This window comes from Alicyclobacillus sp. SO9 (assembly GCF_016406125.1).
Classification (GTDB): domain Bacteria; phylum Bacillota; class Bacilli; order Alicyclobacillales; family Alicyclobacillaceae; genus SO9.
Window position 1 is genome coordinate 2,445,103 of the sequence record NZ_CP066339.1, and the last position, 25,970, is coordinate 2,471,072.

37 protein-coding genes are annotated in these 25,970 nt (G+C 52.6%); 36 read left to right on the forward strand and 1 reads right to left on the reverse strand.

The window, feature by feature from the left end; genetic code table 11:
• The 14 genes from GI364_RS11125 (at position 1) to GI364_RS11190 (ending at position 6,691) form a co-directional block, all read left to right on the forward strand.
• Entirely contained in the window at positions 1–765 is a 765-nt protein-coding gene (locus GI364_RS11125; RefSeq protein ID WP_198853627.1) for a Rha family transcriptional regulator, read from the forward strand.
• A gap of 3 nt (positions 766–768) precedes the next feature.
• Positions 769–1,200 (forward strand): endonuclease domain-containing protein, encoded by a 432-nt coding sequence (locus GI364_RS11130; RefSeq protein WP_198853628.1) that lies wholly within the window; start codon positions 769–771, stop codon positions 1,198–1,200.
• A gap of 7 nt (positions 1,201–1,207) precedes the next feature.
• On the forward strand, positions 1,208–2,212 hold the full coding sequence (locus tag GI364_RS11135; RefSeq protein WP_198853629.1) for a replication protein: 1,005 nt from the start codon (positions 1,208–1,210) through the stop codon (positions 2,210–2,212).
• Positions 2,213–2,222: 10 nt separating this feature from the next.
• Entirely contained in the window at positions 2,223–2,405 is a 183-nt protein-coding gene (locus tag GI364_RS11140; protein ID WP_198853630.1) for a hypothetical protein, read from the forward strand.
• Positions 2,398–2,772 carry a hypothetical protein gene (locus tag GI364_RS11145; RefSeq protein ID WP_198853631.1) on the forward strand — a complete coding sequence of 125 codons (375 nt, stop codon included), beginning with the start codon at positions 2,398–2,400 and terminating at the stop codon, positions 2,770–2,772. Before GI364_RS11140 ends, GI364_RS11145 begins: the two co-directional genes overlap by 8 nt.
• A 16-nt stretch (positions 2,773–2,788) precedes the next feature.
• On the forward strand, positions 2,789–3,331 hold the full coding sequence (locus GI364_RS11150; protein ID WP_198853632.1) for a hypothetical protein: 543 nt from the start codon (positions 2,789–2,791) through the stop codon (positions 3,329–3,331).
• Complete coding sequence (locus GI364_RS11155; RefSeq protein WP_198853633.1) at positions 3,328–3,636, forward strand: hypothetical protein; 309 nt, start codon at positions 3,328–3,330, stop codon at positions 3,634–3,636. The genes GI364_RS11150 and GI364_RS11155 overlap by 4 nt, the downstream gene beginning before the upstream one ends.
• 40 nt (positions 3,637–3,676) lie before the next feature.
• Positions 3,677–3,868, forward strand: a complete 192-nt coding sequence (locus GI364_RS11160) for a hypothetical protein (RefSeq protein ID WP_198853634.1) — start codon at positions 3,677–3,679, stop codon at positions 3,866–3,868.
• Positions 3,869–3,884: 16 nt separating this feature from the next.
• Positions 3,885–4,727 (forward strand): hypothetical protein, encoded by an 843-nt coding sequence (locus tag GI364_RS11165; protein ID WP_198853635.1) that lies wholly within the window; start codon positions 3,885–3,887, stop codon positions 4,725–4,727.
• Entirely contained in the window at positions 4,724–4,960 is a 237-nt protein-coding gene (locus GI364_RS11170) for a hypothetical protein (RefSeq protein WP_198853636.1), read from the forward strand. The genes GI364_RS11165 and GI364_RS11170 overlap by 4 nt, the downstream gene beginning before the upstream one ends.
• Positions 4,957–5,214, forward strand: a complete 258-nt coding sequence (locus tag GI364_RS11175; protein WP_198853637.1) for a hypothetical protein — start codon at positions 4,957–4,959, stop codon at positions 5,212–5,214. The genes GI364_RS11170 and GI364_RS11175 overlap by 4 nt, the downstream gene beginning before the upstream one ends.
• On the forward strand, positions 5,211–5,747 hold the full coding sequence (locus GI364_RS11180; protein ID WP_198853638.1) for a Holliday junction resolvase RecU: 537 nt from the start codon (positions 5,211–5,213) through the stop codon (positions 5,745–5,747). Before GI364_RS11175 ends, GI364_RS11180 begins: the two co-directional genes overlap by 4 nt.
• A gap of 11 nt (positions 5,748–5,758) precedes the next feature.
• Positions 5,759–6,265, forward strand: a complete 507-nt coding sequence (locus GI364_RS11185) for an ArpU family phage packaging/lysis transcriptional regulator (RefSeq protein ID WP_198853639.1) — start codon at positions 5,759–5,761, stop codon at positions 6,263–6,265.
• A gap of 162 nt (positions 6,266–6,427) precedes the next feature.
• Complete coding sequence (locus GI364_RS11190; RefSeq protein WP_198853640.1) at positions 6,428–6,691, forward strand: hypothetical protein; 264 nt, start codon at positions 6,428–6,430, stop codon at positions 6,689–6,691.
• 351 nt (positions 6,692–7,042) lie between these two features.
• Here GI364_RS11190 and GI364_RS11195 read toward each other — a convergent pair whose 3' ends face one another.
• A complete protein-coding gene (locus GI364_RS11195; protein ID WP_198853641.1) occupies positions 7,043–7,204 on the reverse strand; it encodes a hypothetical protein in 162 nt (53 codons plus the stop codon).
• A 44-nt stretch (positions 7,205–7,248) separates the two neighbouring features.
• On the opposite strand from GI364_RS11195, the gene GI364_RS11200 reads away from it, so the two are divergent.
• From GI364_RS11200 to GI364_RS11305, 22 genes are all read left to right on the forward strand, one after another.
• Complete coding sequence (locus GI364_RS11200) at positions 7,249–7,749, forward strand: helix-turn-helix domain-containing protein (protein ID WP_198853642.1); 501 nt, start codon at positions 7,249–7,251, stop codon at positions 7,747–7,749.
• Positions 7,700–9,178 carry a phage terminase large subunit gene (gene terL / locus GI364_RS11205; RefSeq protein WP_198853643.1) on the forward strand — a complete coding sequence of 493 codons (1,479 nt, stop codon included), beginning with the start codon at positions 7,700–7,702 and terminating at the stop codon, positions 9,176–9,178. The genes GI364_RS11200 and terL overlap by 50 nt, the downstream gene beginning before the upstream one ends.
• Positions 9,144–9,317 (forward strand): hypothetical protein, encoded by a 174-nt coding sequence (locus GI364_RS11210; protein ID WP_198853644.1) that lies wholly within the window; start codon positions 9,144–9,146, stop codon positions 9,315–9,317. Before terL ends, GI364_RS11210 begins: the two co-directional genes overlap by 35 nt.
• Before the next feature lie 23 nt (positions 9,318–9,340).
• The gene (locus GI364_RS11215) at positions 9,341–9,628 is read left to right on the forward strand and encodes a hypothetical protein (RefSeq protein ID WP_198853645.1); all 288 of its coding nucleotides are present in this window, start codon (positions 9,341–9,343) and stop codon (positions 9,626–9,628) included.
• On the forward strand, positions 9,625–9,828 hold the full coding sequence (locus tag GI364_RS11220) for a hypothetical protein (RefSeq protein ID WP_198853646.1): 204 nt from the start codon (positions 9,625–9,627) through the stop codon (positions 9,826–9,828). Before GI364_RS11215 ends, GI364_RS11220 begins: the two co-directional genes overlap by 4 nt.
• Positions 9,825–10,049: a DUF2292 domain-containing protein gene (locus GI364_RS11225; RefSeq protein WP_198853647.1), complete on the forward strand. Its 225-nt coding sequence runs from the start codon at positions 9,825–9,827 to the stop codon at positions 10,047–10,049. The genes GI364_RS11220 and GI364_RS11225 overlap by 4 nt, the downstream gene beginning before the upstream one ends.
• Positions 10,049–10,216, forward strand: coding sequence for a hypothetical protein (locus tag GI364_RS11230; RefSeq protein ID WP_198853648.1), 168 nt, complete (start codon positions 10,049–10,051; stop codon positions 10,214–10,216). The genes GI364_RS11225 and GI364_RS11230 overlap by 1 nt, the downstream gene beginning before the upstream one ends.
• A 24-nt stretch (positions 10,217–10,240) precedes the next feature.
• Positions 10,241–11,044: a Gp49 family protein gene (locus GI364_RS11235; RefSeq protein WP_198853649.1), complete on the forward strand. Its 804-nt coding sequence runs from the start codon at positions 10,241–10,243 to the stop codon at positions 11,042–11,044.
• Positions 11,037–11,270 (forward strand): hypothetical protein, encoded by a 234-nt coding sequence (locus GI364_RS11240; protein WP_198853650.1) that lies wholly within the window; start codon positions 11,037–11,039, stop codon positions 11,268–11,270. The genes GI364_RS11235 and GI364_RS11240 overlap by 8 nt, the downstream gene beginning before the upstream one ends.
• A gap of 99 nt (positions 11,271–11,369) precedes the next feature.
• Positions 11,370–11,615, forward strand: a complete 246-nt coding sequence (locus tag GI364_RS11245; protein WP_198853651.1) for a hypothetical protein — start codon at positions 11,370–11,372, stop codon at positions 11,613–11,615.
• Positions 11,616–11,632: 17 nt separating this feature from the next.
• Positions 11,633–15,175 carry a phage portal protein gene (locus GI364_RS11250; protein WP_198853652.1) on the forward strand — a complete coding sequence of 1,181 codons (3,543 nt, stop codon included), beginning with the start codon at positions 11,633–11,635 and terminating at the stop codon, positions 15,173–15,175.
• A gap of 4 nt (positions 15,176–15,179) precedes the next feature.
• Entirely contained in the window at positions 15,180–17,237 is a 2,058-nt protein-coding gene (locus tag GI364_RS11255) for a DUF6582 domain-containing protein (protein WP_198853653.1), read from the forward strand.
• A gap of 73 nt (positions 17,238–17,310) precedes the next feature.
• Positions 17,311–18,825: a hypothetical protein gene (locus GI364_RS11260; protein ID WP_198853654.1), complete on the forward strand. Its 1,515-nt coding sequence runs from the start codon at positions 17,311–17,313 to the stop codon at positions 18,823–18,825.
• 76 nt (positions 18,826–18,901) lie between these two features.
• The gene (locus GI364_RS11265; RefSeq protein ID WP_198853655.1) at positions 18,902–19,168 is read left to right on the forward strand and encodes a hypothetical protein; all 267 of its coding nucleotides are present in this window, start codon (positions 18,902–18,904) and stop codon (positions 19,166–19,168) included.
• A 13-nt stretch (positions 19,169–19,181) separates the two neighbouring features.
• Positions 19,182–20,012: a hypothetical protein gene (locus tag GI364_RS11270; protein ID WP_198853656.1), complete on the forward strand. Its 831-nt coding sequence runs from the start codon at positions 19,182–19,184 to the stop codon at positions 20,010–20,012.
• The gene (locus tag GI364_RS11275; protein ID WP_198853657.1) at positions 20,009–20,500 is read left to right on the forward strand and encodes an HK97 gp10 family phage protein; all 492 of its coding nucleotides are present in this window, start codon (positions 20,009–20,011) and stop codon (positions 20,498–20,500) included. The genes GI364_RS11270 and GI364_RS11275 overlap by 4 nt, the downstream gene beginning before the upstream one ends.
• Positions 20,497–20,919 carry a hypothetical protein gene (locus GI364_RS11280; protein WP_198853658.1) on the forward strand — a complete coding sequence of 141 codons (423 nt, stop codon included), beginning with the start codon at positions 20,497–20,499 and terminating at the stop codon, positions 20,917–20,919. Before GI364_RS11275 ends, GI364_RS11280 begins: the two co-directional genes overlap by 4 nt.
• Positions 20,920–20,932: 13 nt before the next feature.
• The gene (locus tag GI364_RS11285) at positions 20,933–21,112 is read left to right on the forward strand and encodes a hypothetical protein (RefSeq protein ID WP_198853659.1); all 180 of its coding nucleotides are present in this window, start codon (positions 20,933–20,935) and stop codon (positions 21,110–21,112) included.
• Positions 21,096–22,040, forward strand: coding sequence for a phage tail tube protein (locus GI364_RS11290; protein ID WP_198853660.1), 945 nt, complete (start codon positions 21,096–21,098; stop codon positions 22,038–22,040). Before GI364_RS11285 ends, GI364_RS11290 begins: the two co-directional genes overlap by 17 nt.
• A gap of 24 nt (positions 22,041–22,064) precedes the next feature.
• Complete coding sequence (locus GI364_RS11295; protein WP_198853661.1) at positions 22,065–22,475, forward strand: hypothetical protein; 411 nt, start codon at positions 22,065–22,067, stop codon at positions 22,473–22,475.
• A 168-nt stretch (positions 22,476–22,643) separates the two neighbouring features.
• Positions 22,644–25,100 (forward strand): phage tail family protein, encoded by a 2,457-nt coding sequence (locus GI364_RS11300; RefSeq protein WP_198853662.1) that lies wholly within the window; start codon positions 22,644–22,646, stop codon positions 25,098–25,100.
• Positions 25,100–25,966 (forward strand): phage tail tube protein, encoded by an 867-nt coding sequence (locus GI364_RS11305; protein ID WP_198853663.1) that lies wholly within the window; start codon positions 25,100–25,102, stop codon positions 25,964–25,966. Before GI364_RS11300 ends, GI364_RS11305 begins: the two co-directional genes overlap by 1 nt.
• The last annotated feature ends 4 nt before the right edge of the window (positions 25,967–25,970 follow it).

Below are 25,970 nucleotides of genomic sequence, written 5' to 3' on the forward strand. Positions count from 1 at the left end.
GTGAATGAACCTCCACTTGTATTCATTGAAAACAACAAACCCGTCACGGATAGTTTAACGGTTGCAACGGCATTTCTGAAGGATCATGCTCGAGTACTCCGTGACATCCGTGAATTGGGTTGCAGTGAATCATTTCGACTCGGCAATTTCGCCGAGTCCTCCTATATCAATCAACAGCGTCGAGAAATGCCCAAAGTCGTCATGACCGAACAAGGATTCACGCTCCTGGTGATGGGTTACACAGGACAGCGTGCAATGGACTTCAAGGAACGCTACATCGCTGAATTTGACCGGATGAGAAGCGAATTGAGCCAGCGCAACCTTGCAGACCAGTACAACTTACCTCGCAGTTATCCAGAAGCGCTTCGTGCGCTGGCTGAGGAGTCGGAACGTAACGAAGCCATGCAGCGCGTCCTGGAGGAGCAAGCTCCAAAGGTAGCGCTCTATGATGTGGCGATGCAGGCTGAGAATGCGCAGGCCATCGGAACGGTCGCCAAAACGCTGGGTGTGGGTCCAAATAAGTTGTTCCGGTTCCTACGCGAAAAGAAGGTGCTCATGTCTCACGGCAGTCGATACAACCAACCGTATCAGACCTATCTGGACCGTGGTTATTTCGCTGTCAGAGAGTACACCGTCACTCACACGCAGCACATCGAGAACAAGACACAGACGATGGTCACACCTGCCGGATTTGCTTATATTCATCGGCTGCTAGTTGAGGCCGGAATGGTTACATCGAATGAACTTACGACGCTTGGAGTGTGAACCATGGATAAGTTCAAAAAGCCTCAATCACTCGAAGAGCACTGGGATGCTTGGATTGCATATAGACGTCATTATGAGGGGCTTACCAGAAGGCTGCTAGAACAGGAGACGGAGTCGCCTATTGAAGCCATTCTTTATCTGCATTTGAGGGATTGGATGATTATCCGACCAGTATTAGTCAGAACCCAAGTTCCGATCGGTTCATATCGAGTGGATTTTCTCTTGAGCACTTTGAAAAAGCAGTTGGTCATTGAATGTGACGGGCACGACTTTCACGAGAAGACCAAGAAACAGGCTGCTAGAGACAAGAAACGTGACAGGGACCTTATCAAGATGGGTTACACGGTAATCCGATACACGGGAACTGAAATTTGTAATGACGTCGATAAAATCCTGTTTGAATTGGACGAACTGCTATTAGATGACGAGGAGTGAGACATAGGTGCCAAAGGGTGATTACCAACGGCTGAAAGCAGACATAGAGGACGGTATCGTTCCGATTGCGCACCTGCTTCTCGAGGCGCTCAGCATGGCGAAATTGAACGGAGTCGCCAAAGGTCTTGTTTTGTTCGTCTGGAGGCGCACCTATGGATGGACGCGGGACGCGAAAGTGAAGTACAAAGAGGACCGTATTACACTTGCCGAGTTTGCTAAGGCTGTCAACTCAGAACGCACATATGTTTCAAAGCAAATGAAGCTTCTCGTGAAGGCAAGTGTTCTATACGAGACTCCAGACCCGTCCAACGGTCGCTACAAGAAGTATGGCATGAACACCGATATCGGAGCTTGGGACACGGCTGTCATCGATATAGAGGCGTTAGCAGCTGCCGTCGTGGACAAGCTCTATGTCCACTCATCTAAGGTTGTGCAAAAGGACAACCGTTGCGTGAATACACAACCTTGTGCAAATGAACAACCGTTGTCTGATAGCACAACGCAACCGTTGCGTGATCGCACAACCTTAACACTCGAAGAATCGCGCCACGCTGGGGAAAACGGCGTCTCTAAAAATAGTACTAAAAAATATAGTACTGCCGCTACTTCTACTATACCCCCTATATCCCCCATGGCTGAACAAGAACGAGAAATAGAAAACGTGCTTCGGCAGCACATGGGAGATCATAATTACAAGTTGATCGGCGACGACTACAGGGCATTCAAAGAAATGCTTGCAGATGGCATCACGATGGACATCATCAAGACCGCTGTTCAGCAGGGGTTCGAGCGGTATGAACCGAGGCATAAATACGACAAGATTAGCCGATTTACTTACTTTCGCGGTGTGGTGTACGACCTTTGGGATACCTTGACGGCTGAGAAACAGGTCGCTGCTACAGGTTCTGAGAAGCAGCGTTCCCGGGCCGGTCCTGGCAGGCGAAGCCGTGACAAGCCTCCAGAGAAAGATGACCGTTACGGCAACTTTTACAAACTCTTCCCGGATGGGTGAGGTGATAACTATGCGAGTTGGAAAATACAGTGTTTTGCACATGATTCAGGACCTCACAACGCTCCAACGTCGCGGAAATCTGTCAGATGCAGCTGTGATAGAAATCGAGAACTTCGGGCTCCAGAATCCGAATATGAAGCTCATTCCACTCATCGACGAACAGGGACGGCAGATATCGAAAGTCGGTGGTTGAGTATGAGCCGGAGATTTTGGACGGTCGGGCTACCAACAGCGTTGATGTTCAGCGTCCCGCTGTGGGGGCTTGTGTGGCTGCTGGTACGAACGTTGGTGAAGTCGGGATGAGCGGTAAGAGGAAGCTTCCAAGTTGGGCAAAATGGGCTGCGCTGGACTACGAACATGCGATTGAGGAATGGGAGTATGAGGGGAAATTGTATTACGTCGTGAATAGGCAATGTGGTGAATTCTACTGGCAACTAAATCACGTTCATTTGCATTTTCAAGGCGGAGGTGGTGCGCCGTTCAGAACGCGCCAGGAATTAGATGAACGGGTTCGACAGGCTGGACTGAGACCGCAGCAGCAGCTAACGCTGGACATATGAGGGAGGATTAAGCGGAATGAAAACACCTACCCAGGCACCAGAGGAAGTTGGATATTTCGTCCGGATTCCTGGTTATCCGCTTTATGAGATTGACCAGTTCGCAAACGTTCGACGCATCTATAAGACAAAGCGTGTCTTGATGACCCAAGTCGTCAACTCCAGACGTGTCCCGATTGTACGCCTCAAGACACCTGACGGCGGTCGAAAAGAGGAGCGCGTTCACAAGCTGATGCAACGGACCTTCTTGTCGGACCCGAAGCCTGGACAAGTGCTTTATCACAAGAACAGGAATCGACAAGATAACTGCCTGTCGAATCTGGCGTATATCGACCAACGTGAATTAGGGCGCATGACTGGTGCAAAGAGCCGACGTCGTCCTGTCGCCAAGATTGATGCAAAGGGCGAAACGGTCGAGGTATACTCCAGCGCCCGAGAGGCTGCACGAAAGAACTGGATGAGCTATCAGACGGTTATAGACCGATGCAACGGCAAAGTGAAAAAACTCTATGCCTTGGATGGTTATCGATACGAATGGGATGACGAGGAGGGATTCAAGTGAACCTAGCACTGTTTGTGTATGAGTGCCAGTTGTGCGGTACATTCTTCGGCGTCGACGAGCATATGGAGGACCAGGCGATTGTGAAATGTCCCGTCTGCGAAAGTGATGATTTAGAAGATGCTGGTTCGCTGGCCGGCATGATTCAGGAGGCTGAACAAACGGGTGAGCGCAAATGTCGAGTGTGTGGTTGCACTGACCTTCAGGGATGTCCGGAAGGATGTTGGTGGGTTGAGGAAGACTTATGCAGTAGCTGCGAAGGTACGGAATCTCATGAAGAATTGCTAGGTCGTGAAAACAGTGCCTAAACAATACGGTAGCGCAGAGAGCTACGAACTGATGAAATAATTGCCGCCTGTTGTGGAAATACCAAGCTTCTTTCGCTATCTCGGATTCACAGAGATTCCAGCAGCTGCTGCAGATGTTCGAGACAGATATAGGACGCTGGCAAAACAGATGCATCCGGATGCAGGCGGTGAATCGGCAGATTTCAGGAAGCTAAAAGACGCTACGCAACGTGCTTTGAACTACTTCGACTGAGGAAGAGGTGATTGCTTTGAAAATGCAATACTTTGGTGATGGCCGCATTGCCTTTGAATCAATGATTCAGGAATATGCAGCGGAACAGGATATGTCTTTCAAAGATGTACTGAAGTGGCTGTCAGAACGGCCCGCGTTGAGTGTGGCCGGGGAACTGCTGGGGCTGCCGGACATCAACGAGGAGTCACTAAATCAGTTGGGTGAGTTCCTGGACTCGAAAGGCTATATGATACCAAAAATGTTCGGTGCAGGCGAGAAAAACCAAGGCTTGCCGGTGCATCATGACAAGCCGACCGAGAAGCCGCGGCGCGAAAAAGCCAAACAACAGGACAAAGTCAAAAAGCCACGTGTCAGCCTGAATCTGACGAAAGAGCAATACCTAGAGAAGCGTCTGTCAGGCATGAAGCGGACGGAGATAGCAAAGGCGCAGGGCACAACGCCTCCAACGCTGTATAAGAGCCTGCGCGAATGGGGCATCAAAGACCCTGTGCTTGAAGAAGCAGCCATGGAGGAATTGATAATCTGCAAACAACCAAAAGCGGTGCATGTGCAAATGACAGAAACGAGAGGAGAACAGCCTGTGGACAAGTCTATTGAAACTGTGGATAACGTGGTCGAGGATGGCTATGTCACCTTACGCATTCCGGCTGAGGAGGTACCGCTGCCCGGTGTCATCAACACGGATGTTTTAGACCGCGCCGACTTGCTGCGAGTGGCATTCACTATTGTGCAAGCCTCCGTTGCATGGGCAAAGCGAGACCTCTTGGAACGGCTCGGTGATGGCGATATTGACGGCCATATCCAGCGGTATGTTGACCGCCAGTGGGCTGAGTTTGAGAAGAAGGCGGTTCAGAGATGAGTGACTTAACGCCACGTCAGCGCGGCTCTGCCATCATCACAGCGGCCAAGACGCGGATGCTGGATAATGAAGGTTTGATGATAGTTGACACGACGGAACAACTGAAACTGCATCGGGCATTGGAAGAATCCTGTACACTGCTAAACAAGCTACGTGACCCGATGATTGATGAGACGGGTACCGGTTGGATTGACGACTTCTTCAGCAGGCATCGGGAGGTGATAGCGAAATGAGTGAGACACTCTTTGACGCTGAACAGTTCGAAGATGAGCGGTTCTCGAATCCTATGGTCCAGAAACACGGTCCTGGTCCAGGTGGTGCAGCATGTGGAGATTGTAAGTATTTCAGGCGCATGGGTAGCCTGAACAGACCGTATGATATCCGTTACCGAAAATGTGAAGTCCGCGGCATTACGCATGGACCAGGAACGGACCACAAAGCAGGTTTTCACGCGTGTTCTCTATATGAGGAGGCTGATGAATCGTGACCAGACTCAGTCAAGGCAACCGTGGCATGTCGCTGGAACTGCTCATCAACCATAGCAATCAGATCTATTACGAGCGTGGACAGGCTGTTGTAAACAAACGGCCGACGCCAGTCAAAATCGTCAAGACGAAAGGCACCCGCATATTGTCGGCGTACTTGGAATCACCGTCGACCGTGGATTATGAGGGAACGTATCAAGGCCATTCGCTTCAGTTTGAGGCGAAGTCAACCAAACAATTGAATCGGTTCCCGATGGATAATGTCCATCTGCACCAGATTAACCACTTGAGAGCCCGTCGCCTGAGCGGTGCGATAACATTCGCCGTCATCGAGTTTGCCAAACGCAACACCGTGTTCTATGTGCCAGGCGAGCTCATCGAGAGAGCATGGGACGCAGCTGAGAACGGTGGTAAGAAATCCATCCCATTCGACGACCTGTCCCGGGAATGTTTAACAATCGGAAGCAAGAGCGGAATCCCATTGGATTATCTGGCTGCTGTAGATGAGCACATTCGGCAAATGGCGCTTTTATAGGGGGTGATGCATTGCTGGACGGACAGCAGGAGCTTTGCAATCGGCGCGTCGATGAGACAGAAACCCGGCGCGCTGTGCGCCTAGTCTTCGAACTCTACCGAAAACGTAAGCGGCTGCTTGAGATGCAGATGATACCGCACGTGGAACCGGCACCGGCGAAGCGCGGATATGAAAACGCCATGGACCCGAAGTACATCCATGCGCAGGGTGTCAATCCATCAGCGCCAATCGACAGGCCGATGGACCCAGATGACAGGCGCCGTGAATATTGTCACAGTATCGAGCATAGCGTTCGTTGTTTGCCAGAGTACCAGGCCGAGATAATGCGACGATGCTACATGGTGAAGGAAGCGCCTGGAACTGGTGGCTTGTTGCCCAGTGACCCATCGGTGCATCAGGAACTGCGCAACGAAGGCTGGCTGGTAGGCATTACCTATTTTTACACGCAAAAGGAAGAGGCTATCATGCAACTGGCTGAGGCGTGGCGATGTATCCGATTTGTAAAGGATGAAATCTGAATCTCGCGGAGAATCGGTGTAGAATTGCTGGAGAATATGCGTAGGATTGACAGTGAATCATGTCCTATAATGGGTGCAAGGACAGGAATGTCCAAATCAAGGCGATGTCCACGGAGGCTCACCAGTTGGTGGGCTTTTTCGTATCTAGGGAGGATGATTAAAATGGATCGAGTCAGAGCAAAGTTTTTTGTCGCAGACGTTCAACCAGCAACTATTGATGGTGAAGAAGCAAAGTCGGTGTCTCTCTATGGGGTCTTTACCAGCCAGGATGGTCGCGAAGGGAATGCCACTGAAGAGAATCGCATATTCGGGGACTACACTCCGGGCGCTGAAATTCGCATGACAATTAAAAATCCAGATGCGTTCAAACAATTTGAACTGAACAAGGAATTTTACGTGGATTTCACTGCAACCTCGGAGGATTAGTCGAATGCAAGAAGCTTGTACACAAGGCTACAAATGCATATGGGGCAGAGACACCGGGGTGGGTGTCTCATGCATGTTCGCATCATGCCAGGTCAATGTTGGCGAAAAGGCGACCGTCGACAAGATGAGTAACGAGCGAATGTGGCACCGGCCGCTGGAGAAGTAATTTGCCTAGCATAGAGAGCACAAACATCCGAGGTGACTCCTTCCTCGGGCTCTCTGTGGTGACCAAATATCATGGTCGCCTCCTTTTACCCCCGAGAAGCTGTATCATTGCGCCGCTGTCTTCGGATGGCGGCAAACTTTTTAAATGGGTGGGACACCCGTTTGGATGCCCACGTGTTGGATAGTCTACGAAAAGTCTTCTTGTTCTGCAGCTTTGGTGGCTTCTTCTTCCGTTGCATAGCCCGTCTTTGAAATGCGAAAGCCAGACGCTGAAGCGGGTGTTGGTTGATAGACATGCCATAAATTATCGTTTTCGAACTTTCGGACGGCGATTCCCTTTTCATTCATAGTTTGTCCCTCCATTTAGATTATACATAAAACGAGGTGAGCGCATGGGGAAGAGCAAATATGACTCGCATGTGCTGCCTAAGCTAGACATCATTGAGGGATGGAGCCGCAACGGCCTCACCTTGGAGCAAATTGCAAAGAACCTTCACGTATCCAAGGTTAGCCTTATCAAATATCGGAAGGAACATGTTGAACTTTTGAACGCCTTAAAAAGTGGGAAGGAAGAGGCGGACGTTCAAGTCCAAAACGCAATTTTCCGGTCCGCTGTCGGCTTTCATGAAAAGGAACAGATTGCCACGCCAAGCGGGAAGGTTGTTGAAGTGACCCGTTTTCATCCACCCATTCCGACTGCGCAGATATTCTGGATGAAGAATCGCGTGCCGGACAGATGGCGCGACAAACAGCAGCATGAGCATTCTGGCCCAGACGGCAAGCCGATTGAAGTGAACGTGTCGCACGACCTGTCCAAATTGAGCGACGAGGAGCTGAGTCAGCTTGAAGGCCTCGTTGTCAAATCTACCGTCACTCCAACAGATACAAGTTGAAAAAGCGCGACGAAGTCTAAAAGAGTTTATCAGGCAGGCGTGGATGGTCCTCGAACCGTCGACGCCATACGTGCATGGTTGGCATTTGGACGCTATCTCAGAACATCTTGAGGCGGTGTCGCGTGGCGAGATTCGTAATCTGCTGATTAACATGCCACCGAGGCACATGAAGTCCATTCAGGTCTCTGTCATGTGGCCAGCGTGGGAGTGGCTCACAAATCCACATATGCGGTGGCTGTATTCGTCGTACGCTGCAACGTTGTCCACCCGTGACAGTCTGAAATGCCGGCGCCTGATTGAAAGTCCCTGGTACCAAGAGAACTTTGGTCATATTTATCAACTCACCAGTGACCAAAACGTCAAGAACCGCTACGAGAATGATAAAAGCGGGTACCGGATTGCAACCTCCGTTGGTGGCGCTGCAACCGGTGAAGGTGGCGACAGGATTGTTGTCGACGACCCGCACAATGTCATGGACAGCACCAGTCAGACCATGCGCGAAGCCACGCTGCAGTGGTGGGACGAGACAATGTCCAGTCGACTCAATGACCCGAAGACAGGCGCAAAGGTCATTGTCATGCAGCGCGTTCATGAGAAAGATTTGTCTGGTCACGTGTTGGATCAAGGCGGCTACGACCATCTGTGTTTGCCGGCCGAGTACGAAGGCAAGAAGATATTCACCAGCATTGGCTGGTCAGACCCACGCGAACATGAAGGAGACCTGCTTTGGTCTGAGAGATTTGGCCGCGTTGAAATAGACACCTTGAAGCGCGCGATGGGGAGCTATGCAGCAGCTGGGCAACTGCAGCAGCACCCAAGCCCTGCTGAGGGCGGTGTGCTCAAGCGGCACTGGTGGAAGTTCTACACGCAGCTGCCGGAGGAAATTGAAGAACAGATTCAATCCTGGGACCTCACTTTTAAAGAGGCGAAGGACAATGACTACGTCGTCGGCCAGGTTTGGGGACGCATTGGTGCAGACCGGTACCTTTTGGACCAAACCAGAGACCGCATGAATTTTCCCGAGTCTCTGCAGGCTGTAAGAAATCTATCGAGCAAATGGCCCAATACATACACGAAGCTGGTAGAGGACAAAGCAAACGGGCCAGCGCTCATATCGACGCTCAAGAAGGAAATCACGGGTCTCATCCCCGTTGAACCAATGGGAAGCAAAGAGGCACGTGTGGCAGCTGTCAGCCCTCAAATTGAATCAGGTAACGTCTATCTACCTCACCCAACGATTGCGCCATGGGTGAACGACTTGATAGAAGAAGCGGCTGCGTTCCCGAAGGGCGCACATGACGACATGGTGGATGCAATGAGCCAGGCGCTCCTGCGATTCAGTCGCGGCGGTGGCTGGCTTGGGTGGCTTACAGCAGAAAGCGAGGAGGATGAGGATGGACAAGATGATGCACAATCAGATAGGTTTTAAGACGCCTGCTCATGAGGCCAATCAAAAGGCGTCACATGAGGAACGGCTCGACCTAATCGAGAGGCGTCTGACTGCACTTGAGAACAAGGATGGGAACTATCAAGAATACCTCAAGATGAAAGAGAAGTTTGAAAAGTAAACCCGACAACGGGAGGGATTGAAGTGAGCGAGTTCAATGAGCAGTTCCGAGACTTCCTATGCAAGACCATCGCTGAAGCATTTCAGAAGCCTCCCAGGTGGCGCAGAGCATTTGTCCATCGCAGACCCGTTGCATTTTGGCGCCTGATGCGAAAGTGGAAACTCCCAGAGCGATGGTGTGGACGCTGGACTGTCTATGGGGAGGGCCCGTTGCATCCCAACTGCCGTCACCTGATGGCACCAGTCGATACGCCATTTCGAGACAGAATCATGGGTATCAAACGCGACAACGCGAAGGAGGCCGATTCATGAACCGCCAGCAACGATTACATAAGCGCCGCAAAGTGGCGTACCACCGTTTCAAGCAAACCCTGCGTCGTAACGTTCACTGGTACTGCAAAGCTCGACGGATTGAACCAATGGCCTACAAGGTGCAGGATGCATTCCTGGTGATATGGGACGCGGATTCGAGACAACATCACATACCCTTGACCGAGGTGGTGAGCGCGTGACGCATGTCAACCGACTGGATGCACCCAGACGTGACCCGACTGCAAGCAGCGCGATTGGCCATGCAGATAGGCATAAAAAGAACAGCACAGTGCGTGTCATTGTCAAACGTGGCGACAAAGTCTTGACCGAGTCCGAACTGCCACCGTTTGGCGAAGTGAACATCACGATGCACAGTGGCAAAGTCACCTTTATTGAGCGTGTCAAAGAGAAGGTGGAGTGATGGGACTGGCGAAAGTTGCAATCTTGCTTTTGTTCTGGTGTATGTCCCTTATATTCTTGGGCGCCTTCTTGCAGATGGTTCAGTCGCAACCGCACTTTCTAATTGGATTGATTGGATACATGGGGACGATTATTACTACAGCAGTTTGGATGGCGTCGGCAAAATAGAACCTGATAACAGGAGATGAGAAGATGAACACAGGAGATTTGATTTTCACGACGGTAATCCAACCGACCGGGAACGCTTCGACGGTTGGAGAGCTGCTTTCAGAGGATGTATTGCGCCATGCAATCGAGCAGGCACAGGGAAAGACCATTCTGGTCAATGAAGACTTCAACAAGAACGCTATTGTGGGCGTAGCCAGCCAATTCAAAGAAATCCCAGGCATTGGGTTCACGATTGGTGGACGAATTCTAAAGAGCGAGTTTATAAATGGGGCGCGCCAAGTCGAAGAGTTTGAGCTCAGGGATGTGGCTCAGAGCTTCGACTTCAAAACCCCCGGGTACGCCCGCATTCCGGAATACGTGTCGTCGACTGTCGTAGCGGTTGAGTTTGCCAAAATGGGACGCAAAACCACCGTGTGTCTCATCACAATTGACAACAGTTTCGAAATCGTCGGAACCAGTGCATGCGTTGACCCTGAGAAGTTCGACGAGGAAACGGGTCGTAAATGGGCATGGAAGGATGCACTCAACAAACTCGAAGAACTGGACGGATTCTTGCGCCGATCTGCGCCACGTGAGTTGGTCATGCCTTCTCTGTCACCTGAGCAAATGGAAGAGCTAAAGGAAGCGCTCATCGAGGCTAGACGAGAAGAACTCCACAATAATTTAGGACCCGCGCCATGGCTCGTACATCTTAAGGATGAGGAACCGGACGAGGGTGTCAAAGCAGATGGGGCGGCCGAAGACTGGGAAAGCCCCGACACGAGCAACTGGGTTGACGGGATGGTAAGTGCTCGAGATAGTCACTCGGACGGTGATGCGGATGCCTGAATACGTCGTCGTGACGTGGGATGAGTACCAACGGCTTAAACAATCATCCGAGGTTGACCCTGAAGATCATCTGTCAAAAGCAAACGTGCGTGAGAAGCTGACCAAGGTGATTGACAGTCTGTGCGCTCCCCATCTGCTGTGGCGCCCGGACGAGACTGCATTAAAGACATCGCTCTTGCACATATATGAATTGCTTCTTGGTGAACCCTATCGCCAGCACAAATAGACCTACTCGATAACGAGCGGTCACTGATATGCAGAGGATTTCCATTTGGAGATCCCTGTTGTCGGTGACCGCTTTTTTGCGTTTCTAAGGAGGTATTCGATGGACACTCAACTGCAATCATCATTCCCAAAGGTCGCCAAGCGCCAACTCTGCCACGTGAACGAGGAAGGCGGATTTGTACCGGGCCATGTCACGGCTGTGTTTGACGGCGGCTTTGTCGTGCACCGTGAGGACGGCCAAGTGATTCGTGTCCTGGAGTCCAATTGGGAAGACAACGACGCGGGCCGATTCCTGTGGCTCACAAGGCGCGGAAAGCCTATCAAACGACCGTGGTGGAAGAGGTAAGGAAGGAGGCGCGATAGATGACCGTTGAAATCATGAAGGCATCCAGACAGGGCGCTATCGCGTCCACAACCAGTCTTGCGGCGCAGGCACGCATGGCCGCAACGAAGCCAGCTGCACCCGTGAAGGTGCCCGAGACTGTTGAAATCGCAATGACTGAACAGGGTATGATTGCAGGTGGCAACTTTAGCCCTGGTGCGCCAATCTCACCCTACAACGAAGTCGGCACGCCCCCAGTCATTACACCATTCCAAGTTGGTCAGAACATCTTCGCAGTCCCTCGCCAGATGACTGGTGTTGGGTTCGACACACTGAAAAACATCACGAGCAAGTGGGACGTGGCCCGGCTGTGTATTGAGGTACGCCAGGACGAACTACGTAATCTGGACTGGGACATTGTCGTCGATGAAGATGAAGTGGATAACGCGGACTTGTACAAAGAGGAGATAAAGCAAGCCAAGAAATTCTTCATGCATCCGGCACAGGGGTACGACACCGACGACCTGGTCATGATGAGCTCTGATGACTGGCTTCGGTATGATGCACTAGCCATGTACAGACACCGGACACGTAACGGCAAACTGGGTGAACTGGAAGTCATAGATGGCACCAGCATCTCACCACTGATCGATGGACGTGGTGGCATTCCGCGTGGAGATGCACCAGCCTATGCACAATGGGCATGGGGATTGCCCTGGACGTGGCTACGACAGCGCGACATTATCTACAAGCCGCATCACCCGCAACCATCCACGCGGTACGGATTACCACCGGCTGAGTGGGTGCTACTCACGGCGAACACAGATGTGCGTTTGCAGTGGTATTTCTTAACCTACTTTACGGAAGGCGGCGTACCAGAAGCCTTCGTTAATGCGCCACCTGATGTGCAGGACCCTAAACAGGTGAAGGCGCTCCAAGATGCATACGACGCTACGATTAGCGGTACCCGCGGTGCGCACCACAAGGTCAAATGGATTCCACCTGGTGCAAAGGCGGAGTTAGTCAATAAGGCCAACTTTGATGTGGATTTCGCGGGCTTCATGCTCGCCAAGGGGTGTGCTTCATATAAAGTGCAGCCGGCGCAGATTGGCTTTACTGAGAAAGTCAACAAGAGTTCTGGCGATACCCAGCGCGACATTACAGACCTTCGTTCCATCATTCCCAGTACAAAATACTATCAATCGATATTCAATCAAATCCTGCGCGAAGACTTCAATATGCCTTATGCGCGGTTCAAATACTTGAATGTTGAAGAGGAAGAAGACCAGCTCAAGTTAGCTCAAACGCGGCAAATTTACATCCAGACCGGCGTGTATTCTCCCGACGAAGTACGCTTGAAGCTGGGGGAAGAAGTAGACTCCAAACATCCAGTGGGGCGCGCATTGTACACACGCACTGGCGTTGTGTTCCTGGACGATGGGACGGCTGGCGGCGTGCAGCCGGATGAAGAGGACGACGAACTGGAACCTGCCGATGGCGTGACGGTAGACTCTGAATTGATGCCAAAGCCTCACAGTCAGGCCAAGCCTGCGGAGGCCACTAAGAAAGCCCTACAAAACGAACTGCGCAAGTGGCGCAATGCCGCGGTGAAGCGAGCCAAGGACGGCAAGCAGCAGAAGGTGTGGGAGCCTGTCGCGCTTGATGGCATGTTAGCCAAGGCGCTCAACACGCAGTTGCAGTCGGTTGACCATCCGGATGAGGTGCGGAGATTGTTCGACCCGCTGATAGGTGGTGATGCACCTGTAAATTTTTCGAAACGAGCAACCAACGTTCGGCGTGGTAAAGGCCGTATGGTTGCTCGAGACAACAAACGGCTGCGTGAGCAACAACAGAACCTTAAGGTGCAAATTGAGATTCTCTTACACCGGGAAGGTCCACCGCTGGCGCAGCATGTTTCAGACGGTCTGCAGACTCAGCCTCAAGCTATCAATGGTACCACGGTTGAGCTGACGGTATTGGACGCGATTCTCGCCAATTATGGATGGCAGGGATGGGAGAAGCATCTTAAAGAGACCGTTACAGATGCGGCGAAGGCGATATACACGCAAGGCGCTGAAGAAGCCATGAAGCATGTGGATGTGCAGCCTTCTTTCGACCTCATCAATCCCGTGGCCGTTGAATACGCCGAGAAGCGTGGCGCGGAACTGGTCGGGAAGACGAGGCTCGGTGATTTCTACATCGACAACCCGAATCCCGAATTCAGCATTCCTCACGCTACCCGCGACATGATTCGCCGGCATGTTGTCTCTGCCATCAAGAAAGGCGAGTCGATTGATGAACTGAAGAAGGGGATTCAGGAGCACTACGCCTTCAGTGATGCCAGAGCCGAGACCATCGCTCGAACCGAAACAGGATTTGCATACAACCACGGAACTGTGGGAGGCAGCGGTCTTGCGGATGTCCAGCACGTTGAGGTCTTTGATGGAGACTATGACCCACCTTGTGCGGATGCGAATGGCTCTATTTGGACCCTGGCCTATGCCGATGCACATGTGCTGCAACATCCAAATTGTCTAGTCCCAGGGACGAGAGTGGTCGCACACAATGTGGAGGCCACGTTTGCGCGAAGGTATAAGGGTGACGTGGTTGTCCTGCGCACAGCCAGCGATTACGAGGTCACCGTTACTCCGAATCACCCGATATTGACGAATCGCGGATGGCTGACTGCTGGCGAGTTGAGCGAAGGAGACTATGTAATCCGCGACGTCAGTACCGACTGGACCAGTTGTGGTTCTAACCACGATGAAATGCCACCCGTTATCGAGGAGGTAGCGGAATCGTTCGGTCTCACGTTTGATGTCGTGCCAACTACCGCCGAAGACTTCCACGGCGACGGAGCCGACGGCGAGGTCTGCATTATACGGACCGATGGCCTTTTGTCTGACCGGGCTCAATCCACGCTCAACAAGAAGGTTGCGCAGTCGGTCTTCGTTGACTCCGATATTCTTGCTCGTGTATTCCGGGTCGAGTGCAATTTGTTCGAGTCCGATGGCGTGCTTGATTCGCCATTCAAGCGTCTTCTTTCTGCCACGAATCGAGTCATGGGCCGAGGCGGTAATGTCGTCACGAAAAGAGTCCGGACGCTGTTTGTAGGTATTGCGAAGCGACTCGGGCTGAGAGCGCATGTCGACGCCCATGTCTCTGAGCCATCTCCTGACTTGAGCAGCGTGCAGCCCATAGCGGCGAGCGATTTCATCAGAAGACAGCAAATCAGCGACATACAACTCGCGGAGTTTGTCGTCGGACGGTTTGGAAGCCGGAGTCTTTCTGCCGGGGCGTCTGAGTTCACAGCCACTTCTCTTGAGGATTCTCAAAACGGTAGATTTCCCGACTCCATATTTGGTGGCGAGCTCGGGGGTGCTCTGTCCGCTCATATAATCCCGGACCAAGTCGTCAGTGTCAAAAGAGAATTCTATTCTGGGCACGTGTATAACCTCCAGACCACTCAGGGATGGTATGTTGCTAACTCTATTATAACACATAACTGTGTGCGGGCTTTCGCGCCAATTCCGCCTGATGAAGATGAGCAGTATGTAAAGCCACCAAACCTTGAAGGGAGTTGATGTAATGCCAAAAGACAAGATTCATTTACTCGCGCCCATCGCGAAGGTGGAAACTACACCTGATGGCGGTCGTGAAATCTGGGGATTCGCTACTCTCGAGCGAAAGGACAAGGCAGATGAAATTGCCGACTTCGAGGGGACCGTAAAAGCCTTTCAGACGTGGTCCGACGAGATTTCAAAGCGCACTGGCGGCAAAAGTATGGGCAACGTGCGCGTCATGCATCAGCCCATCCCTGCTGGTAAGATGACGCACTGGGAACCCGGCGAGACTACCATTCAGGACGAAGACGGGAACGAAAAGGTGGTCAAAGGAATTTGGACAGCCACCTATGTGCCGCCTCATAAGACAGACGTCATTAAGGATGTTGATGAAGGCATCCTAAACGCCCTCTCCATCGGAGGTAACTACGAAAAGCGCTGGTGGGACGAGACCGAGAAAGGATTTCGTTACATCCCGGAACTGGCCGAATACAGTCTCGTAGACAATCCAGCGGTACCAGGTGCGGACTTTGCCAATGTCATCGCAAAGGCGCACGGCCCATGGGAACATGACCGGAGGAACTTGGCTAAGAGGGACGACAAAGAGGACGAAAAGCTTCACACCGAAGCCGAAGAGCGCGCAAAGAAGTATGGTATTTCGTTTAAAAAAGATGGACATCTGACTCCACCTGAAGGCTACCCGACAGAACTGAGTGAATATGGCGACCCTACTAACTATCGGTATCCTATCGATGAAAAACATATTCGTGCCGCAGTCGGGTACTTTAATCATCCTGACATGCGCGAAAAAGGCGACTACTCCGAGTCCGAATGGGAAGTCATCGGAAAACGGATTGCCGCGGCAGCTAACAAGCTTATTGGAGAGGGTCATGAGTTCAAGGACGGCAAAATTGATACGTCTGAGGAACGAAAAGAAGCTGACAAGGCGGCATGGGGCGACCTTCAAAAACGGGCTGGTACCAGCGGTGAATTAAGTCACAGTGACATCCGTAATTTGCTTCAGTCCGCGGTCACGCTTGGCAATCCGTTTGGAGGCGACTTGTGGGTCTGTGATGTCTATGACGACTACTGCATTGTGGAAGATTGGATGGAGAACAAGAACTGGAAGGTGCCATACACCATCAAGGACGGTAAGGCTGAACTTGGCCAAGCAGAACAAGTGGTGCAGACATGGCAACCCGCTCCGAAGGAGGCTACGAAAGTGAACCCGACACATCTTCAAAAGACAGTTCCACCGACCGACAAGGAAGTAGACGCTCGTATCAAGGAACTCGAAGCTGCACTGGATGCAGTCCGTGCTGCCCAAAACAAAGACCAGAAAGCGGAAGGGGACGACCCCAACGACCAAGCTGTATCAGAAAAGCTGGAGGCGGCACAGAAAATTCTCGACGAACTGAAAGCTGCCCAGGAGAAGGACAACAAAGCCGCCAGTGAGATGTGGAACGAAGACCACAAGAAGGCTGCAGAAGCGCTGGAAGTGCTAAAGGCCATCACCGGGCGCCTGGAGAAGCGTGGTGCAGCCGTATCGGCAGCCAGACGGAGTCACTTGAGTAAAGCTATTGACCACATCCATATGGCTCTCGGTGACGAGGACAAGGTGGAAGACAAGGCGCACATGGGACTTGAGCCCGACGACCACGCTGAGAAGGTCGCGTCCATCATCCTTGAAAAGTTGGGTGGTCTCGATAATCTACAGAAATCTGCACCCGTTGATGTTGGAGGTGCGCTGGCCCAAGCGCTGGAGAACGCTGGGTTGGCAAAAGCTGAGGAAGTCTCTACCGTGACTGAGCAGCTGACCAAAGCAGTGGAGCAGATTGCGACACTGGAGGGTCTGGTGAAGGAAATCGGAGAACAACCGCAGCCAGGCGGTCCATTCATGGGCGCCTATCCTGGCCTTGGTGGACAGATGCCATGGAACGGGGAGGTCGAAAAGGCCGCACTCCAAAACGTATTGAACACTACCGAAGATGCAGCTGTGAAAGATGCAGTCGGAAGACACCTGGCGACAGACATGTTGGCGCAGCAATTCGCGGCCGCAAGTGGTCGCAAGCCGACTCCTTAACTCGACATACAATTCAGCAAGCAGACCACGTCCCAATGGGGCGTTTTTTGTTTGCCCAAATGAGGTGACATGATTGACTCAATTCATGCAAACTCCAGCTGCTCAGAATGACCTGGAGAAGATTACCCAAGAAACTATGAACTTGATGAAGGACGCCACAACCACTGGCTTTACTACCGCAGACGGATTAACCGGATTCGGGTTGGAACCTGTGGCGAAACTCATCTATCCGTTGGTCACGCCGTTTTTAAATTCCATCCCGCGGAAAAACGCTGGACAGGGTTCGGCAGCTGCGCGTTGGAAGGCCATCACAGGCTTTGGTTACACAAAGCAGCGGCCTTCCACCTCTTTCGGTGCAGCTGGTAACCTCGTAAAGACTGTTGAGCAGGACTTTGTGGCGCCGTATGCGCCTTTGTCGCTTGGCGACAGCGTAACGAAAGATGCCCAGACATTGGCGCGTGGTTTTGACAATCTGCGAGCAAAATCGGGCGTCAAGACGCTGTATGAGCTGAAGACCGGAGAAGATGTCATGGCGATTGGTGGCCAGAACTTCGCGCTTGAAGCCATCGGCACACTGACGGCTACCTACTCGAGCACTGGCGGCTCCATTACCAACGGAGGCGCATCCGCGGTGACTTGGAAGTTTGCCGTTGCCGCGCGGACGACTGAGGCATATCACTACGGTGGCCCTGGTACCACTCAAGGCGTAAATGGGGATGACATGTTGACCGCAGCCAGCACGGCTGTCACAGTCTCCGTTCCCGCTGGTGCGACTACTGGCTCTGTGGCACTCACGGTTCCGGCACTCGTTGGCGCAGTAGCTTACGACTGGTACACCGACAACGGCACAGGCGGAAACCTTTACTATACCGGCATCACGACCACTGTCAACGCTGCGACGATTACCGCTGCCGCTGACACAGCGAATGCTGTTGCACCCACCGCTGATAATTCGGCGGATACCGAGACATTTAACGGATACATGGCGACGCTCGTTGGTGCGTATTCCTCCGCTGGAATGGTGACACGTGGCACATCAAGTGCTCGTAGCAGCGGCTCTTATATCACCAGCTTGGATGCCAAGACCTTGACGGGCAACAATGGGTCCATTCAGGAAATCGACAATGTACTCTTGTATCTGGCACAGAACTTCCAAGTGAGCCCCACCAGGCTCGTTGTCAATCCGCAGGAAGCATTCAACATGACCGACAAGATGTTCGCGACTGGTGGGTATCGTGTCATGCTGCAGGCGGGTAAGCAACAAGATGCTTTGACAGGTGGCACGTACGTCGAGAACTACATCAACAAAGCGTGGCAGGGGCAGATGCTCAAGATTGTGGTCGACCCTCATGTGGCGCCCGGTACCATCATGGGGGTCACGGACATGCTGCCGTACCCAGACAACACCATCTCGTCTGTGTTGGAGATTGAGACTCAGGAAGAGTACACGCAGTATGAGTACGCCGCAAATCGTCAGACAGGTGCTGGTGGTGGTCCTCGGTATGACTACGAAGTTCGGTCCATCGAGGTCTTCAAGAACTACTTCCCGGCTGGCGGCTTCTTGCTCCAGAACGTGGGCAACGGTTAAGCACTGAGCAACTGAAGAGTAACACCGACAGGGGCGTCTATCGGCGCTCCTGATTTTATTGATGGAGGTTGATAGCGTGGCACGTAAATACTTTCACGAGCAACTGGCGCAAAGCCCAGAAACTAAGTCCCACATGACCGTGATGGAGGATGTCGACAAGCCGGTGCATTTGCCCATCGTCAACGGTGTGGTGAGTATTCCGGACCAGTTACATGACAAGGTGGTAATGGGGCCAAAGTGGGTGCCATACACTGGTCAGGTACCAGCAAACCCTGAAGAGCTGTCCCCTTTGGACGCGAAGCAACTCGCTGCCCACTACAAGGGCGCTGAAAAATCCAAGTAAGGAGTGAGCGAAGATGACCGCCGCATACACGGGCGCTGCTGCCATTGCGGCGGCGCTTCGATTACAGCCTGACACGACTTTGTCCAGTGCAGCCTCAAGCACCACGCAAACAATTGAGATTGCCGCGAATCAAGTAGCCAGCGGCAACGGCCTCTATCCTGGTATGTACCTGGCGTTGGACTACTTTAATCCAGCCGTGGCTGAAACGGTGCAAATCACTGGCGCCATCACTGGCACAGGTCCATATACGGTGCCTGTCACGGCGTTGGTGAATGACCACGTGGTTGGTGCTCCGGTGAAAGAAGTGTCAGCCATCGAGTCAGTTGCAGATGCTGGCTCTCGACTTTGGGACGATGCGTGCTTCACGGAGCCGGGCGCGTTTGCTTATCAAACGGTCACTGAGACGGCACGTGGCATTGCAATGACGAACGGCAACATCTTGATACAGGTCAAGGGCCGAAACGTTACATCTGTGTCGTCGCTCACTTGGCAGTACGGCCCTGGCGATACAGCCTTTACGGTCGAACCAAGTCAGTGTGAGTTTGACGATTATCAAATCACTGCATGGGGACCGAGCACGACGAGCACACCTGGATTCAACGGCTCGGTGCCGGCACCTTATGCAAAGCATTTGATTGTGAATGTCACCTATACCAGCGGTTACAATCCATTGCCAGCCGATATTGTACGGGCGTCCACTGTGCTCGCTGCTCGATTGTTCAAGGAAGGCGACACGGGATTCTCGGATGTGACCGCCAACGCTGAACTTGGGATGCTCCAATTCAAGAAAGGTATCCCAACGGACGTTGCGATTATGGCAAAGCGGTGGAGGCGGTGGACGTGAGTCAATTTGGCATCAAGACGGAGATACCGACCGGCCTCAAAGACGCAGCTGTCATCTTGGACAAGGAGGTACTGACAGGACTGCGGGACACCTCACGTTCCGTTGCAAGAGAAGCCAAACGGCAAGCGCCAGAAGGGGTATCTGGCACGCTCCGACGTGCTATAAATGGAACGGTGATTCCCGTGGCTGGAGGCGCGGGTGCATTGGTGTCGGAGCCCATCAAGTATGGACCCTATGTAGAGTATGGAACGCGACCGCATATGCCGCCAGTCGATGCACTCAAGTCCTGGACGGCGAAGAAGTTTAGGCTGGCTCGAGAGTCAAAAGCAAACAAGCGTGCTGCATGGGCGCTTGCGATGAAAATCAAACGTTCTGGTACCCGTCCGAATCCCTTCATGGGACGGACGTTTTTTGTTACAAAACCATTCGCAATTGAGCGGATTCAAAACGCGATCGAACGGGCGGTGGAGAGGATGAGCAAAGAGTGAGCTTGGATACGGTCATTAAGGGAGCCAACACGGTTCTCAAATTGCAGAAGGGGATCGCACGGGTTCATGAGAATGCGCCGGAGTCACTTTCACTCCTGCCGGCTACGACTTTGGTACCCGACAAAGGGGACATTGACTGGCCCCGTAAACCCAACCAGCGAAACACGACACACAACTTGACGCTTACGCTCCTGGTGGCCCGCGGGGGAGACCTTGCAGCTTCGGATCAGGCCCTGAAGCCTTGGGTGGATACCATCATTGACCTATTTGATCAGCACTTCACGCTCGAGGGAACCGTCTTCGTGGCGGGGATCGTGAGCTATGACTACGGCCATGTTGAATACGGAGGCACTACCTATCTCGGCGTGACCTATACCCTGCGGGCAGTCGAGCTGCAGGCTGTCAACTTCCACAAGTAGGAGGAATCCTCTAGTGAAATTTAAGTACAACGGAGAGCTGCCGACGACACTTCCAACACTGGGCGTCGATGTTGAGCCTGGAGACGAAGTGGAGTTGCCGGATGATTTTTTCAATCCCCTCTTTGAAGCTGTGAAGAAACCAAAGAAGAGCGAGAAGGAAGAAGGTGAAAAGTCCGATGCCACTACAAAGTAGTCTTCTGCACGTGGGGATGGCCAAGGAGACGACGCAAGGGACGGCGGTCGTTCCATCAATATGGTTCCCTGTGCAGAACAATGTAAAGAATGAGGACATTAATCACTGGATTGAGGACAAAGGACTCATGGGTGCGCCTGTGGACCCGATTGCACAATACCCCGGTCCCACCTACAGCGAAGTCGACTTTGACGCCAACTTTTACCCGGACGCTTTAGGTGCAGTGCTGATGGGCATGATGGGGGTCGACACCGTGACGGGCTCAGCTGCACCTTATGCACACGCCCTTTCCCTTGCAAGTGGGCAGCCACCGTCATATACATTGTCCGTCTATAACGGATTCAACGAACGCCAATATCCGGGGTGTCTGCCAAGCGAGGTACAACTGAAATATGCGACAGACGGCCCGTTAATTGCCAGTACAAAGTGGACAGGATTCCCGTCTGCAGTAGGCACAACGTCCACGCCAACATTGCCGACACTCGACCCATTTCTAGGCTGGGAGGCCACGTTGCAAATCGCTGCAGCTGCTAACACGCGCTTGATCGGCTTCGAATTGACCGCGAAGAGAAGCACCAAGGCGCAGAACACAGCCAGTGGAAGTCAAGCGCCGACCTTCGTTTATGCGGGTCCGTTGGCGGTTGAAGGGAAACTGACATTCGCTGTGGATGACGACACTGAACTCACCTATTTGCTGAGCAATACGCAGCCGGCCACGACATTGACATTGACCGCAGCAAGCGGGGACTCACTCGCTATCCAGATGAGTAAGTGTGCGTTCTCGAAGACGACACCGTCTTACACGAAGGAATGGGTTGAAGTGGACTACGACATCAAGGCGATGCCGAACAGCACGGATGCAGGCGCAAGCGGGCCGATTAGCCCAGTGCTGTTCACACTATCGAACGGACAGCAGACATCCTATTAAAAGTTGTTGTAGAGGAGAATATACATGGGTGGATGGAAAGTAGAAGCAACCAAGGTGATTAAGTTGCCTGAAGACATTGCGGACGACCTGTGGATTAAGACACCGCACCCGAAGTTATTGCCCCATGACGTCATGAAGGCGCTCATTGATATGAGGCCCAGGGACAAAGACGGAAAGGAAAAGGGGCCAAATGAAAATCCCACCGTCGAAGACCTGGACTTGGATAAGGCTATGGCGCTTGCCACGGCCATCATCGAAGACTGGAACCTGCCGGACAGGGATGGAAAGACTCTTGAGATTCCTTCGAAGGACCCCTCTGTGTGGAAGAAGGTTCCGGTAATGCCGGTTATAACCTGCATTTTTGAAGCGCTCAATGAAGGTCTGGAATCGGCAGCACCGGACCCAAACTCATCCAACGGGTCGGCCAGTACCTAAGAGGGCGATCTGTTTATGGAGACCTGCTTCCGTACCAGGAGTCACTGGTCTGTAAACGTTGGGGATGCACACCTTTGGAACTATCAAAGGTGCCCTTTTCGCGTGTCATGTTAGAAATCGAATTTATCAATGAAGAAAATCGCGCCGAGCAGGCGAGGGGGAATTAGAATGTCTAGTGAGTCGGAATTGAGAATCCTCATCACTGCAGTGGCCGATAAGGCAAAGGCGGCGTTTCAAGGGGTGGTGGACGGTGTCCAAAGGATGGCAAGCCACATGCGTACCGGCGCTGACCAATCCAAGTTAGCGATGGACAAAGTTGAGAGTGCCGTAGCTGGAGTAAACAGACAAGTCGATGAGCTTATCGCAAAACAGCCGACCAAAACGATTGACCTCCATACTGCTGAGGCACGAGCGCGCTTGGACGAAATCAGAGCAGATCTCGATACTATGCAAAATAGTGTCTTGGATGTGTGGGTAAATGACGGACCAGCATTCGAGGCGCTCTACAAGCTAGATGCCCAGTTCGAGACCCTCAAAGAGCAGGCCGTGAAAATTAACTTGGAGGACAAGGGCGCGCTGGCCAAGTTGGATCAATTCCAAGCAAAAGAATTGGAGCTCCGGACTATTCTCAACAAGATTCCGCTGGACGTGTTGGACGAGAAAGGAATCCTCCAAGTCGAGCGCCTCAAAGTAGCGATTGATACCTTGCACGACAAGATCGTTACGATTGGTGTTGTTGAGAAACCGGCAGCCGCAACATCTCCGGCCGCAGGCGCTGCAAAAGCCGCAGGCGGCGGGCGGCGCATGGGTGCCTTGGCCGCTGTCGGTCTGAGCGCATTGCCCATGGTTGCACCTGTAGCAGCAGCTGCCACAAATGCAGTCATGGGCCTTGCATCGGCCTTTACCTCCGCGTCTGCTGGCGTGGCCGGGTTTGGCGCCGTGGCTATCTCCGACTTGAAGTCAGTCTTCACGGCCAGTTCCGCACTCAACAAGGCTCAAGCGGCATATGCCACAGCTACGACGAGCGCTCAGAAGGCGACTGCATTGCGCCAAGAGAAACAGGCGCTGTACGGCTTGGATGCGGCCCAAGTGGCAGCAGTTCGGACTCTTCAGACTTTCGAGGAGAAGTGGCAAGATTTCGCCCGGTCGTTTCAAAAGCCAGTATTCAAGGTCTTTGGGTTGGCTCTCAAGGGGATAGAAACTCTGATGACGGACATGAAGCCTGTCATCACCGCATCTGCCAACGCGTTTATAACGCTTGGAACGCAGATGGACAAGGCGCTCGGCTCGTCGGATAATAAGCAATTCTTCAACTGGCTGGCGTCCACAGCAGGACCTGCAATCCTCGCGTTTGGACACGCAACGGGGAATGTATTTCGAGGGATTGCCAATCTCATGATGGCCTTTGGAGGCAGTGCAAAGAGCATGGAGACTGGCCTTGTTGGCATGACGGCAGATTTCTACAAATGGACAGATAGCCTGAGCAAGACAAAAGGATTCAAGGAATTTCTGTCCTATGCGGCATCGAGTGGAAAGGCAGTACTCACACTCATTGGGCAACTTGCTCAGCTCGTCGTGCACTTAATCACCTATCTGGCACCTCTTGGACTTGAGCTGCTCAAGGTAGTAGGCGACTTAGGTAAATGGATCAATCAGCTGCTGACTACCAATCCTATCATTCGAATTCTGATTCACGTTGTGATAACCGCAGTGAAGAACCTGTTGATATTCGTAGACACTGTTATCAAGGTGATGATGTGGCTCGGCAAGACGCATCCGGTCATTATGGATATCATCGCAGCGGTTGGCCTTGCGACCGCCGCATTCTTTGCCTTCAATGCGGTCATGGATGCTAATCCAGTAGCACTCGTCATCATTGGAATTGCTGCGTTGGTAGCAGCCGTCGTGGAATTGGTGCGACATTGGCACCAAGTCATTGCGTGGCTCGGGCGCGTCTGGAACTCCTTCCGACACTTAGGACTTGGCGTACAATTTGCACTCGCAATGTTGAACCCTTTCATCGGTATTCCAGCCTTGATCATTGCGCATTGGCGGCAAATCAGTAACTTCTTCGGCACGATAGTGCGGGATGTTGAAAGTGGCTTTATGTGGCTCGTCAATGGCGCCTACACTTGGGGCTCAAATTTTATCAACATGTTCAAAAATGGTATTTTGGCCGGCGTGCATGCAGTCACAAGTGCCGTTTCCCGTGTAGCCCGTGCGGTAAAGAGTTTCTTGGGATTCGGATCTCCGACCGAAGCTGGCCCTGGCGCAACATCGGACCAGTGGGCACCCAACTTCATCAACATGTATGTAGCGGGGTTGCAAAAAGGCATCCCGCGGGTTCAAGATGCGCTGCGTCGTGTGCTGGAACCGGGCGCACAAGCTGCGATGGACACTGGATATCAGGGCAACAGCCCCGCTCACCTCGGCACAGAAGTTGCCGCTCAACTGACGCATGAAACCGGCGCTGGCGTCCAAAACGGAGGACAAATCGTGCTAAATATGACGAACCATATTCACGGGGCGCACAACTTCAACGACCCGCACGTGATTGAGTCTCTGTCTCAGCAGATTGCTATCTACACGCAGCAGAAGCTCCATGCAATGGGAGGCACGCTCTAATGCTCTTATCCAGTCAATCGGTCCTTGGCTATGGAGCGGAGTCCGCGTGGGGCGTCACGGCTGCACCGACCACATTCTTTCCTGCAAACCCACTCATGGCTGAGGACTTAGTCAAGTACCACCCCATCCATGCGTACACCTTCATCACGCCGCAAATCCTCAACGTGCCGTACTACGCAGGCGGGAAGGTAAGCGCCACGCACTTTGCAACGCCTGAGACCATACTGGCTGAAATGCGGGCAGCGTTTGGTGCGGAGTCGGTGAGCGGGAACGTCCACACATTTGGCGTGGCTGACATCCCAACTTCGTTCACGGTGACAGAGTATGACGGACAATACGCCCGGGCTTATGCGGGTGCGAGACTGGAGCAATGGACCCTCTCCTTCGATGTGGAACGCGGCTTGACTTCAAAGGCACAATGGTGGTCGCAGATGGCACAGTCGACAAGCTGGAACGGTGCCAGTGTTCCGATTGTCGACCCTCCCTCTGTGCAGAACGGCGTGGTCAAGCTGGGCGGTCAGCAAATTGGAACCGTCATCTCCGGTGACTGGCATTTTCTGAGGGCTATCAAGTTAATTCATAGCGACCAGATTCAAGATGTGGTTGGCATTCACCCGGGGCCGTTCATTGCACAAGGCCAGCTGACATTGGCACTCGAAGACGACTCTGCATGGACGAAAATGCAGGACGGCACCTCGGACACGCTGACGACCACGTTCGACTGGCTCACCATTCAATCCTACAAGCTCAATTATGTGCAGGTGCAGATGAATCGAGGCGCAGACTTGCTCAAGCAACAGTTAAAATTCCGGATGGTCTACAGCAGTGCGGACGATGCATTGGTGACCGCAAGCGTGACGGTATAGGAGG

Coding starts and splice junctions, on each gene's coding strand:
- GI364_RS11130 (WP_198853628.1), top strand. CDS start 769: ATGGATAAGTTCAAAAAGCCTCAATCACTCGAAGAGCACTGGGATGCT.
- GI364_RS11140 (WP_198853630.1), top strand. CDS start 2,223: ATGCGAGTTGGAAAATACAGTGTTTTGCACATGATTCAGGACCTCACA.
- GI364_RS11150 (WP_198853632.1), top strand. CDS start 2,789: ATGAAAACACCTACCCAGGCACCAGAGGAAGTTGGATATTTCGTCCGG.
- GI364_RS11170 (WP_198853636.1), top strand. CDS start 4,724: ATGAGTGACTTAACGCCACGTCAGCGCGGCTCTGCCATCATCACAGCG.
- GI364_RS11175 (WP_198853637.1), top strand. CDS start 4,957: ATGAGTGAGACACTCTTTGACGCTGAACAGTTCGAAGATGAGCGGTTC.
- GI364_RS11190 (WP_198853640.1), top strand. CDS start 6,428: ATGGATCGAGTCAGAGCAAAGTTTTTTGTCGCAGACGTTCAACCAGCA.
- GI364_RS11195 (WP_198853641.1), bottom strand. CDS start 7,204: ATGAATGAAAAGGGAATCGCCGTCCGAAAGTTCGAAAACGATAATTTA.
- GI364_RS11200 (WP_198853642.1), top strand. CDS start 7,249: ATGGGGAAGAGCAAATATGACTCGCATGTGCTGCCTAAGCTAGACATC.
- GI364_RS11210 (WP_198853644.1), top strand. CDS start 9,144: ATGGACAAGATGATGCACAATCAGATAGGTTTTAAGACGCCTGCTCAT.
- GI364_RS11220 (WP_198853646.1), top strand. CDS start 9,625: ATGAACCGCCAGCAACGATTACATAAGCGCCGCAAAGTGGCGTACCAC.
- GI364_RS11230 (WP_198853648.1), top strand. CDS start 10,049: ATGGGACTGGCGAAAGTTGCAATCTTGCTTTTGTTCTGGTGTATGTCC.
- GI364_RS11235 (WP_198853649.1), top strand. CDS start 10,241: ATGAACACAGGAGATTTGATTTTCACGACGGTAATCCAACCGACCGGG.
- GI364_RS11240 (WP_198853650.1), top strand. CDS start 11,037: ATGCCTGAATACGTCGTCGTGACGTGGGATGAGTACCAACGGCTTAAA.
- GI364_RS11245 (WP_198853651.1), top strand. CDS start 11,370: ATGGACACTCAACTGCAATCATCATTCCCAAAGGTCGCCAAGCGCCAA.
- GI364_RS11250 (WP_198853652.1), top strand. CDS start 11,633: ATGACCGTTGAAATCATGAAGGCATCCAGACAGGGCGCTATCGCGTCC.
- GI364_RS11255 (WP_198853653.1), top strand. CDS start 15,180: ATGCCAAAAGACAAGATTCATTTACTCGCGCCCATCGCGAAGGTGGAA.
- GI364_RS11270 (WP_198853656.1), top strand. CDS start 19,182: ATGACCGCCGCATACACGGGCGCTGCTGCCATTGCGGCGGCGCTTCGA.
- GI364_RS11290 (WP_198853660.1), top strand. CDS start 21,096: ATGCCACTACAAAGTAGTCTTCTGCACGTGGGGATGGCCAAGGAGACG.
- GI364_RS11295 (WP_198853661.1), top strand. CDS start 22,065: ATGGGTGGATGGAAAGTAGAAGCAACCAAGGTGATTAAGTTGCCTGAA.
- GI364_RS11300 (WP_198853662.1), top strand. CDS start 22,644: ATGTCTAGTGAGTCGGAATTGAGAATCCTCATCACTGCAGTGGCCGAT.
- GI364_RS11305 (WP_198853663.1), top strand. CDS start 25,100: ATGCTCTTATCCAGTCAATCGGTCCTTGGCTATGGAGCGGAGTCCGCG.